At 42.5% G+C, this 10,700-nt stretch carries 8 protein-coding genes; 5 read left to right on the forward strand and 3 right to left on the reverse strand.

Annotated elements, in window-relative coordinates:
- Positions 1–21: 21 nt before the first annotated feature.
- Complete coding sequence (locus F0228_RS14160) at positions 22–261, reverse strand: PAS factor family protein (protein WP_008217643.1); 240 nt, start codon at positions 259–261, stop codon at positions 22–24.
- A gap of 278 nt (positions 262–539) precedes the next feature.
- On the opposite strand from F0228_RS14160, the gene F0228_RS14165 reads away from it, so the two are divergent.
- The 4 genes from F0228_RS14165 (at position 540) to F0228_RS14180 (ending at position 7,582) form a co-directional block, all read left to right on the forward strand.
- A complete protein-coding gene (locus F0228_RS14165) occupies positions 540–1,535 on the forward strand; it encodes a DHH family phosphoesterase (RefSeq protein ID WP_171762361.1) in 996 nt (331 codons plus the stop codon).
- 468 nt (positions 1,536–2,003) lie between these two features.
- The gene (locus tag F0228_RS14170) at positions 2,004–4,193 is read left to right on the forward strand and encodes an immunoglobulin-like domain-containing protein (RefSeq protein WP_171762362.1); all 2,190 of its coding nucleotides are present in this window, start codon (positions 2,004–2,006) and stop codon (positions 4,191–4,193) included.
- A gap of 259 nt (positions 4,194–4,452) precedes the next feature.
- The gene (locus tag F0228_RS14175; RefSeq protein WP_061031433.1) at positions 4,453–5,373 is read left to right on the forward strand and encodes a LysR family transcriptional regulator; all 921 of its coding nucleotides are present in this window, start codon (positions 4,453–4,455) and stop codon (positions 5,371–5,373) included.
- 181 nt (positions 5,374–5,554) lie between these two features.
- A complete protein-coding gene (locus F0228_RS14180) occupies positions 5,555–7,582 on the forward strand; it encodes a TonB-dependent receptor (RefSeq protein WP_171762363.1) in 2,028 nt (675 codons plus the stop codon).
- A 120-nt stretch (positions 7,583–7,702) separates the two neighbouring features.
- Here the strand turns inward: F0228_RS14180 and F0228_RS14185 are convergent, their stop codons facing one another.
- Both F0228_RS14185 and F0228_RS14190 read right to left on the reverse strand, forming a co-directional pair.
- Positions 7,703–8,446 carry a class I SAM-dependent methyltransferase gene (locus F0228_RS14185; protein WP_171762364.1) on the reverse strand — a complete coding sequence of 248 codons (744 nt, stop codon included), beginning with the start codon at positions 8,444–8,446 and terminating at the stop codon, positions 7,703–7,705.
- Between the two features lie 128 nt (positions 8,447–8,574).
- On the reverse strand, positions 8,575–9,897 hold the full coding sequence (locus F0228_RS14190) for a sensor domain-containing diguanylate cyclase (protein ID WP_171762365.1): 1,323 nt from the start codon (positions 9,895–9,897) through the stop codon (positions 8,575–8,577).
- A gap of 188 nt (positions 9,898–10,085) precedes the next feature.
- Between F0228_RS14190 and F0228_RS14195 the strand changes: the two genes are divergently transcribed.
- Complete coding sequence (locus F0228_RS14195) at positions 10,086–10,544, forward strand: GNAT family N-acetyltransferase (RefSeq protein WP_171762366.1); 459 nt, start codon at positions 10,086–10,088, stop codon at positions 10,542–10,544.
- The last annotated feature ends 156 nt before the right edge of the window (positions 10,545–10,700 follow it).

Here is a 10,700-nt window from a genome sequence, read left to right on the forward strand (position 1 = left end):
TAATACGGGATTCCGTGGAGGTTATTTGCTTCGACCTTCTAGCACGTCAAGTGCAAGTTCAACCGCTTTATCAATGTTGTCGCATCCGGCTAATTTCCCTGAACTGATAGGCCCAAGCACATTAGCGTATAACGAGAGCTGCTTATTAAATGGCAGGCTCAACTGCTCATATAAACGCTGGCGAATCTCGGCATGCTGCTCAGGAGCGTGGGCAGCAAGGCTTTTTAAAGTGTCATAAACAAGAGTGGTAGTAGTGTTCATTCGTCTCTATATCATCAAGTGGGAGATGCTTATTTTATAATCTTTTGCTCACAACTTGCTGTGATATATGTCATACAATAAGTCAAATGGGCGGTGATTTACGTTAACTTTTGTTTCGCTAGAAGTTTATCAGAATAAGGCATTCCAAAATGGACTTAAGTATCTATGAAATAAGGTTAAAATATTTGTTATCTATTAAGCTTACTCATACCTTCACGATACAGTCCGAACAAATATCGTTATTGTGAATGGTTGAATCTCACGGGAAGAGGAACAAAATGCACTACGACGTATTCAATGGGGATGCAGATGGCATTATCGCATTATTGCAATTGCGCTTGCATGAGCCAAAAGAGAGCACACTTGTCACCGGTGTTAAGCGTGATATTAAGCTAGTCTCGCAAGTGCTTGTTCAACTCGCGGAGCAGGATCCCCAAAGCGATATTACATCGGTGACTATTTTAGATGTTTCAATGGAGAAGAACTTAAGCGAGTTACGTTCGCTGCTTGATAGTGAGATCAACGTCTTCTACTGCGATCATCATCGTACGGGAGAAATACCGAAGTCTCATTACCTCGAAACCTTAATAAACACTACACCGGAATGTTGTACCAGCTTGTTAATAAACCAAAAGCTAAAGGGTGCGTATGTGGCATGGGCAATAGCGGCGGCATTTGGTGACAACTTAAAAGCAGTGGCGACTCGACTTGCGTTAGCAACTGGTTTTGACCAACCACAAATCGACTTTTTAGAGGAGCTCGGAACTTTGGTAAATTACAACGGATATGGTGCGTCATTGAGCGATTTGCATTTTACGCCTGTTGAACTTTATCAACGCCTTTACCAATACCCAAATCCGTTTGCTCTGTTATCTGATGTAAGTTCCGTGTTTTATGAACTTCGCGATGCCTATAAGAGTGACTACCAAGAGCTATCTGGCTTAAACCCAATATACGAGAGTAACGTTGCAAGAGTGTTTGAACTGCCAGCCGAGACTTGGGCAAGACGAATTAGTGGTGTATTTGGAAATGAAATCGTTAACCAAGATCCTGATCGCGCTCAAGCCGTATTAACGAAAAATCCTGATGGCTTGTCTTATACAGTGAGTTTACGAGCACCTTTATCAAATAGGACTGGAGCCGATGAAGTTTGTTCTAGTTTCGATACGGGAGGTGGAAGAAAGGCAGCTGCTGGAATTAATCAGCTTAAGGAAGTGGACAAGATGAATTTTATTGCGCTTATGGAGCGATATTATTCATCTTCTGGTGATTAGCTTGGTGAGTAATGTTTGATTTTTTATCTCAGAATAAAGAATTAAGTCTAGTGTTCCAATCCGATGTGTACTTTTTAAATACACGAAAGCTGAACGATTTTGATTTTTTAGTGATATCACTCGCAAACTTAAATGTCTTTAATATCAGTGCTTTTAGAGCCTTTATTCGAATTGGCTCATTAAATTAACTTTACCTAATATATCTTAATTTTGATTGTGAATTAACTGTGTTTTATGTATTCATAATATCAATCAATTTCATTGAAAAAACCTCTAATTTAGCATTATAAATTGAATGAAAAGTCAAAGTCATATTGATTCTAATATTCAATCTGTGACTTAAAATCACAAGTTAAATCAAAGGTCGTTTTTTCCTATAAATTCCATTACTTCTCTATAAATATTCATGATTAAAATGAATTGGTTCGGTTGTGATTGGCACAGCTGTTAAGTAAGGAAGTGGGACTAATGTTAAAACGTAAAGCTCTACAATTAGCAGTATCAGTCGGTATGGCGGCCATGTCGGGCGCGGTTTATGCAAATGGATCTGACATGACGAATCCAGATTCAGGTGTCGTCGTTGGTTATTGGCATAACTGGTGTGATGGTGGTGGTTACCAAGGTGGTAATGCGCCATGTGTAACGCTGGATGAAGTGAACCCGATGTACAACATTGTGAATGTCTCATTCATGAAAGTGTATGACGTGGCGGATGGTCGAATTCCAACTTTTAAACTGGACCCTACTGTTGGGCTTTCAGAAGAACAATTTATTGACCAAATTTCAGAACTCAACAAGCAAGGTCGCTCTGTGCTAATAGCTTTGGGTGGTGCAGATGCACACGTAGAGCTTGAAACAGGTGATGAAAGAGCCTTTGCTGATGAGATTATCCGTCTTACGGAGCGCTATGGTTTTGATGGTCTAGATATTGACCTAGAACAAGCAGCAGTAACCGCAGCAAACAACCAAACCGTGATTCCAGACGCCCTTAAGCTAGTGAAAGATCACTACCGTGCTGAAGGCAAAAACTTCCTTATTACTATGGCGCCAGAGTTCCCGTATCTAACGACGGGTGGTAAATATGTCCCTTACATCGATAACTTGGAAGGTTACTACGATTGGATCAACCCGCAGTTTTACAACCAAGGTGGTGACGGTATCTGGGTTGAAGGCGTAGGTTGGATCGCACAAAACAACGATGCATTAAAAGAAGAATTCATCTACTACATCTCTGACTCACTAATCAACGGTACACGCGGTTTCCATAAGATCCCGCACGACAAGTTAGTGTTTGGTATCCCTTCAAGTATCGATGCTGCAGCTACTGGTTTTGTGCAAGAGCCACAAGATTTGTACGACGCATTCGATAGCCTAACGGCGCAAGGTCAGCCTTTACGTGGCGTGATGACTTGGTCTATCAACTGGGATATGGGTACTAACAAAGCCGGTCAAGCGTACAACGAACAATTCATCAAAGACTACGGTCCTTTTGTTCACGGTCAAGTGACACCACCACCGGTAGAAGGTGAGCCTGTATTGAAAGGTATTGAGAATACGCGTGTTCTTCACGGCACTGTATTTGATCCAATGGAAGGCGTGACAGCAACAGATAAAGAAGATGGTGATTTAACTTCATCAATTGATGTTGAAGGTTACGTTGAAACCAGTGTTATCGGTACTTATGTTCTAACCTACCGCGTGAAAGACAGCGATAACAATGAAACAACCAAAGCAAGAACGGTCGAAGTTTACAGCCAAAAACCTGTATTCGATGGCGTGTCTGATACTACTGTCATGTTAGGTAGCGCATTTGATCCGATGGCTGGTGTGACTGCAAACGATGCTGAAGATGGTGACCTAACAAGTTCTATTACACACACTGGTAGTGTCGATGTGAATGAAATGGGCAACTACACGCTTGTATACAGTGTGACAGACAGTGCTCATCAAACCGTCACTGCTGAGCGTAAAGTGTCAGTGACTGATGGTTCTAACTGTGCTGCTGCATGGGATGCCGACACTGTTTATGTTGAAGGTGACCAAGTATCACACGACGGCGCGACTTGGGGAGCTGGCTGGTATACCCGTGGTGAAGAGCCAGGAACGACAGGTGAGTGGGGCGTTTGGAGAAAGGTTTCAGACAGCTCATGTGGTGGAAATCCTGATCCAGGTGGTGACCCAGAACTGAACGTAACTGGCCTTCAGTCGGAATACGTACTAGATAACGGCAATGTACGTTTACAATTCACACTGACATCAAACGAAGCGTTAGATGTAACAGCTATGGTGATTAACAGCGCAGGTACTGTAGTAGAGCAGACCAAAGTTAACCTAACTGACAGTCGTGCAATAACAATGGATCTGTACGATGTAGCCGAAGGCCAATACAAGCTTGAAGTCGTTGGTAAAGCAACAGACGGCGAAATGGTGATGGTCGATAACTCATTCGCTATCAAAGAAGAGGGCGGTACAACGCCACCTCCAGGTGATTACCCTCCGTATGAAGCCGGAACGAACTACGAAGCGGGCGATATTGTAGTCGGCAGTGACGATGGCTTATACGAATGTAAGCCTTGGCCATACACAGCGTGGTGTGCAAGCGCATCTTATGCTCCAGGAGATAGCCAATACTGGCAAGATGCTTGGACAAAGCTTTAGTCTTATAGCTTAACGCTAGCAATATAAAATAAACGACCAAAGAGAGGCTATTGTGCCTCTCTTTTTTTATTCGTTAATCCAAATCGAATCATGACCTCGGTCTTATTAATGTCACAACTTTTGTCGGCGATATACATAGCGGCTAGGGTGGCAAAAGACTTTGCTTTAGATCAAAATAAGAGTGATTATCAATTGTATTACATGTCTGAAAACTGCACTATGCGCTCACTGAATTTTCAAGTTTGTTAATATTTAAATAATGAATCTAGCGCAAGTCGACCTTAACCTCTTAGTTATCCTTAAACACCTTCTTGAAGAAAAGCATGTATCCAATACTGCTTTAGCACTTGATATGAGCCAGCCTACCGTGAGTCGTTCGCTGCAAAAGCTACGTACAGTGTTTAACGATGACCTGTTAGTAAGAGCGGCTTACGGCTATGAGCTAACACCAAAAGCAGAAGCGATTAAGCAAGATCTCAATTCTGTGCTGACACGCTTAGAGAAGTTGGTTCATGGCGATGTGTTCGAACCACAAACGAGTGACAGTACTGTTCGTTTCTTCGGTTTGGTTCCTCAGGTTTCTCATCTGTTGCCTAAGGTCGTTTCCGAGATTCGCAAGCAAGCACCAAATATGGTTGTCGATGTCGATTCTATTCCGAAACGTCATTTCGAACCTTTGTTGTCGGGGGATGCACATTTTGTATTGTCGACCCATGAGCCTTTAAGTTCAGAGCAAAACTTGTATCGAATGTTCGTGATAAGCCGTGACTACCGCTTGTTGATGAGCAAAGACCATCCATTGGCTGACAAAGAGATCACGGTCGATGACTTGCTTAACAGCCAGCTAGGTCAGATCTCGCTACAAGGTGATAAGAAGCTCTCTATTGAAAATCGATTCAAAGATCTTGGGCTGATTGATAAGCAGCGCCAACTTTCAATCCCAGTGCAGCTGTCTAACTTCAATATCGCTGCGGATATTGCAGAGACGACTGACATCATCTTTCACCTACCAACCCCTTTTGCCACACAAGCTGCCAAACAACGTGACTTAATTTGTAAACGCGTGCCGAAAGCGATCAGAAGTCCGTCAGAAGATGTTTACTTATATTGGCATAAACGCTTCCACAATGACCCTATGTGCCGTTGGGTACGCCAGCTATTCAAAGACTTATACGCCTAAATCATGAGTATCATGAATGGGATTTTAAGTATTAGATTGAAATGAATATGGTTCTTTTCTCTTATTTGAAATGTGAATAACGAGAATGAATTTTTGGTATGAAACTTTCGTTGATAACAATGGTAACTGACTGTTTAATGCAAACCATTATCATTACCAATTACATATAAGAATGAATATCATGTCTGAGAGATCCCTTTTTACTCGTAAGCCTTTATCGATCGCAGTCGCTGTTATTTGTACTTCACTTTCGCCAAACCTATTGGCGCAAGAAGAAGTGAAGGATACAGATGAGCAAATGGTAGTTACCGCTACTCGTACAGAGATGGCGTTGAAACAAGCACCAGCTTCTATGTCTGTAATTACTGCTCAAGATATCGAAGATAGCCCAGGTATTACCTTGGCAGACATCGTTGCTGAATCAACGAGTGTTGAGTCTGATTTTGATAGCACGCGTGCTGGCCGCCAGATGATCTCTATTCGTGGTATGGATTCTGATTACACGCTTATCATGGTAAACGGAAGACGTTTAAGTTCAGCAAGTGCCATTATCCGTGGCAACGATTTCGATCTTTCTACAATTCCTACTGAATCTATCGAACGTGTTGAAATCATCCGTGGCCCAATGTCGGCACTATACGGCTCTGACGGTATGGGCGGTACCATCAACATTATTACTAAAGCCCCTGTCAATGAGTGGAGTTCGACATTAAGTATGGATACCTCGTCACCAATGGATGGTAATGGTGGGCAGGAGCAGTCTGTAGGTCTAACGACCTCTGGTGCTTTGATTGAAGATGAGTTGTTTGCTCGTTTCTCTATTAACCAAACGAGCCGTGATGCATGGCAGCCATATTCTGGTATTCACTCTTCGGGTCATGATAGAGAAGATGTGACTGCACTAGAAGGCCGCGATACGTTAAGCCTATTAGGTACGTTAACTTGGCATGCAACTGATAATCAAACCATCGATTTAGACTTAGGTTACAGCGACGACCAACGTGATGGATTGGCTGAATATGCTACAGGTGCAAATCCAATTGATAGTAAAGTTCTTCGTAACAGCCAAGCGATAACACACAGCGGTTTTTGGAGCTGGGGTGATACACAAGTGCGTTACTCGCGTGAAAACGTAACTGATAGTGACGCAGCTGATTTAGGAAATAACTACAGCAGTGATGTTGAAGAATTGACGCAAATTGTAGAAGCTTCAGCAACAACCTATCTAGGTGATAGTCATACCGTTACATTTGGTATGGATTACCAGTTAAGTGAGTTAACAAACAGAGAAAACCTAGTTAACGGGACATCCGAGGCTTACCAAGGTGCATTGTTTATTCAAGACCAATGGTTAATGACGGAGCAACTAACAGCAACAATCGGTGGTCGTCTAGATAAACACGAGCTATACGGTGAAGAATTTAGCCCGCGAGTGTACTTGGTTCACCAAACAACGAATGACTTAATTATCAAAGGTGGTGTTGGTAAAGCATTTAAGGCGCCATCTTTAACACAAAACCAAGCGGATTACACAGTGAGCAGTTGTAAAGGTGTTTGTGATTTACATGGTAACGAAGACCTTAAGCCTGAAACCAGTTTGAACTACGAGATCGCTGCTATCTATAGCCAACCTCGTTGGAATGTCGAAGGTGCATTGTTCCGAAATGAAATCAATGACCTAATTGATCGTGATGATACCTACTGTGAGAACGGTGGAGTATTTGAAGCGGGTAAAGGGTGTGCAGATAGTTCAAGCTCAACAGGTTATGTAAACGGTAAACGTACTTATACTAATGTTTCAGAAGCAGTAGTCCAAGGTGCAGAGCTTACGGGTCAATTCCAAATCACGGACGAGTGGGGTATTTCTGGTAACTACACTTTCCTAGACACAGAAGACAAATCAACGGGTGAAGAGCTGTTAGAGCGTTACAAGCATTCTGGTTTGGTTAAGCTAAACTGGAGCCCTACTTACGATCTAAACACGTTTATTAGCGCGCGCTACCGTGGCGAACGTAATATCGAAACGGATCTAACTCAGGATGCTTACACAACATTGAATATTGGTACGGTTTACAACGTGAATGATTCTGTTCGTATTCGTGCAGGTATCACTAACTTGACGGACGAAGCGGTATCTCAAGAGCTTGAGAATATGGGTTACGTCGAAGAACCACGTACTTACTACGTAGGTATGACGGCTGACTTCTAATCAATCACCGTTTGATCCGATAAGTTAATACATATGAAAAAGATCCCACATGACTTAACGTTGTGTGGGGTCTTTTTATTTTAGTGCTCGCAGTAGAGCGGACATAGGTTCCGAATTTACTCAGCTTTTCACACACGCAATGAGTGCATTACCTGAAAGCGTGTCCCAAGGTAAAAGCTTGTCATAGTCATGCTCGAAGATGTGAACCTCAAAGTAGGGTTTCAAAATTTCGATTAACTCTTTAAATGAGAACGCAACCATTGGGTGTTCATCGTTCCATATCTGAGTCTCACCAGCAGTGGTTTTCTCGATGCTAAGCTTCAAAGCCTGCTTGTCGCCCTCGCCAGAGTAATACCAACCCGATCGGAAGGTAAAATCATCCTGCTCTTGGTTTGTGGTATGGCGAACAAACAGATCATTACAGATCTTATTTTTGTCGACCACATTGAAACAGAACACACCGCCTTGTTTTAGCGCTTTATGAACGCTGGCAATGCACTCTTTTAACTTCTCGATACCATCGTTGTAGTGGATCGAATATAAGAAACAAGTGATGAGGTCGAACGGTTCTGATATCTCGAAATTACTCATGTTCTGTACTGAAAAGTTGGCCTCGGGGCAGCGTATTTGAGCGATATCTAACATGGGCTGGTTTAGGTCAAGTCCATTGCTTTGATAGCCATAATCAATAAAGTGACGAACGTGTGGGCCAGTGCCACAACCAAGGTCTAGGTGAGTTCTTCCTTCATTTCCAAAAATCTGATGTAGCCTACGAACGCAGTGACTTTGCGCTTGGTAGTCAATATCAACACACATTAAATCATAGTAACCGGATAGGTCGGTATAGAGCGCGTTGGCGGACATGTTTGCCTGCAGCATTTGCTGAAAAAATTGGGGTGGCGCATAGTAAACTAGAACTTGAAAATAACAAGAAAATCTTTGATTGATTTATCGAGTTAATAAACCTTTATTGATGCTTAGCAATTCTTTCATTACTCACATTCTGCGCATTCACATTCCGTGTTGACCGACACTCTATTTTTACCATTCGATTTAGCCTGATAGAGGGCATCATCTGTTACACGAATCAAGTTATTGAGCGAGTTACTTGTTCGTATTATACAGCTGTCGGTGACACCGATACTGACACTTGTGCTAAATGATTTTCGGTTAAAACCGATGAATTGATGGCTTCGAAACTCTTCACAAATACGCTCACCGACAATTGTTGCCTGGGATTCTGCCGTGGACAATGCAGTGGCATGGTTTGTCTGAGACTTCGGAAAGAAGACAATAAATTCTTCACCACCCCAACGGCCAACAACACCATTTAGAGCTTTGACATGTTTCTTGATGATGGTTGCGAGTGTGCGAATGACGGTGTCACCGACGCTATGTCCAAATTGGTCGTTCACATTCTTGAAGTCGTCAATATCGAGTAGCAAGCAAGACATATTAGCTTGATTGTTAGTCGGTTTTTTTAGCCAGTCATAAACCGCCTGACGAGTTAATACCTGCGTAAGGTCATCGTGAAGTGCGCGATGAATTAACTCCTTTTCTAGTGCGACTTTACTAGTGACATCTTCGACCACCACTTGAATCGCTTTTTCACCTTCCCAGTAGATGATGTTGTCGTAAATATTGAAGTATTTTTTACTTCCATCAAGGCAACGGTTTTCGACCACTGAACTAAAACTCGGCGTGTGACCGGCCATAATATTCTGGCTACGCTTTAGAGCGTTGATACGATTGTCGGGTGGAATAATAGAGATGACCGAATTCATAGCAAGGACTTGCTCAATAGATTTAGCACCCTGCATTTCAACCCATGCCTGATTGACCATCAAAGGTTTGAAGTTTTGATGAATGAGCACACCTTGTTTCGAGCTTTTCAGTAGCGTCCGGTACATGTGGTCTTTTTCTTGGAGCTTACGCTCAGATGCGACAACTGCCGTAATATCGACAAGCATGACGCGGAGAGCAGGGCGGTTGTTGAGTTTAATCATGTGCGCAAGGCTAAACAAAGAGAGTCGGCGTCCATTAATAGGGATATCTTTATAGACTTTACCTTTTTGAAGCTGACCTTTGATTGCAGAAACGTAGCGTTCACGCACTGTGCCATGGTAGCTATCGGGTATTAAGGCATAGACGAAATCGACATTCTCCAAGAGTTGTTCGCGAGTTTTGTAGCCAAATAGTGTCGCGATGTTGTCGTCAACATCGATAACTTTTTGATCTTGTAGAGTAATGTAACCCTGGACAGAATCGAAGTTCTGGCAAGGTAAGGCTGTCGTTAAGTCTAGTTGGATATTCATATCGGTCTGATCAATTAATCTCTTACCGTAAAATGGTGCTTTGCATGAACTTGGGTATTTCACTGAAAGGCGTGATAAATGCAGCGAGACTCTGCTTGCAAAGTATGATATTCATCATGTAACGACACTAGCGTAATTTTACTGAATGGAAAACGGATTAAAATTTTATTAAGGATAATTAAAGGCTTATGAAAATAATAATTGATGACTTGTCAGGCGGAGAGGTGATTGAGTTGCTGGAAGAGCACTTAGCTGATATGTATGCGACGTCGCCACCAGAGAGTGTTCATGCACTCGATGTTGACGCGTTGAAATCACCAGAGATTACATTTTTCAGTGCATGGAAAGACAGTCAATTATTGGGTTGTGTTGCTATTAAAGAGTTGGATTCCCAACATGCCGAGCTTAAATCGATGCGAACCTCTCAGTTTGCTCGCAATACAGGAGTGGCGAGCAAACTCTTGCAGCATGTTCTAGACACAGCTTCTTCGCGCCAATATCAAAGAATCAGCTTGGAAACGGGTTCTGAGGAATACTTCAAGCCTGCGCGTAACTTATACGAGAAGTTTGGCTTTGGTTACTGTGAACCCTTTGCGGATTACGAATTAGACCCTTACAGCCAGTTCATGAGTATCGAATTACGCTAAATATGGTCTATTAGAATTATACCGTATAAAGAGATTCCCTATCACGTTCGTCCCTCACTGTAGGGAATGACGAATACAACATTCACGTTATTTCTCTTGTCATTCTAGAACCGAGGAACGAGGTGTCTGGAATCTCTTACGGCACAGCGAGACTCC

The organism is Vibrio sp. 99K-1 (assembly GCF_013114585.1).
GTDB lineage: Bacteria > Pseudomonadota > Gammaproteobacteria > Enterobacterales > Vibrionaceae > Vibrio > Vibrio chagasii_B.

What these genes read in the sequence shown, in the direction of transcription:
- F0228_RS14160 (WP_008217643.1), bottom strand. Translation starts at nt 261, where the DNA reads ATGAACACTACTACCACTCTTGTTTATGACACTTTAAAAAGCCTTGCT.
- F0228_RS14165 (WP_171762361.1), top strand. Translation starts at nt 540, where the DNA reads ATGCACTACGACGTATTCAATGGGGATGCAGATGGCATTATCGCATTA.
- F0228_RS14170 (WP_171762362.1), top strand. Translation starts at nt 2,004, where the DNA reads ATGTTAAAACGTAAAGCTCTACAATTAGCAGTATCAGTCGGTATGGCG.
- F0228_RS14190 (WP_171762365.1), bottom strand. Translation starts at nt 9,897, where the DNA reads ATGAATATCCAACTAGACTTAACGACAGCCTTACCTTGCCAGAACTTC.
- F0228_RS14185 (WP_171762364.1), bottom strand. Translation starts at nt 8,446, where the DNA reads ATGTCCGCCAACGCGCTCTATACCGACCTATCCGGTTACTATGATTTA.
- F0228_RS14195 (WP_171762366.1), top strand. Translation starts at nt 10,086, where the DNA reads ATGAAAATAATAATTGATGACTTGTCAGGCGGAGAGGTGATTGAGTTG.
- F0228_RS14175 (WP_061031433.1), top strand. Translation starts at nt 4,453, where the DNA reads ATGAATCTAGCGCAAGTCGACCTTAACCTCTTAGTTATCCTTAAACAC.
- F0228_RS14180 (WP_171762363.1), top strand. Translation starts at nt 5,555, where the DNA reads ATGTCTGAGAGATCCCTTTTTACTCGTAAGCCTTTATCGATCGCAGTC.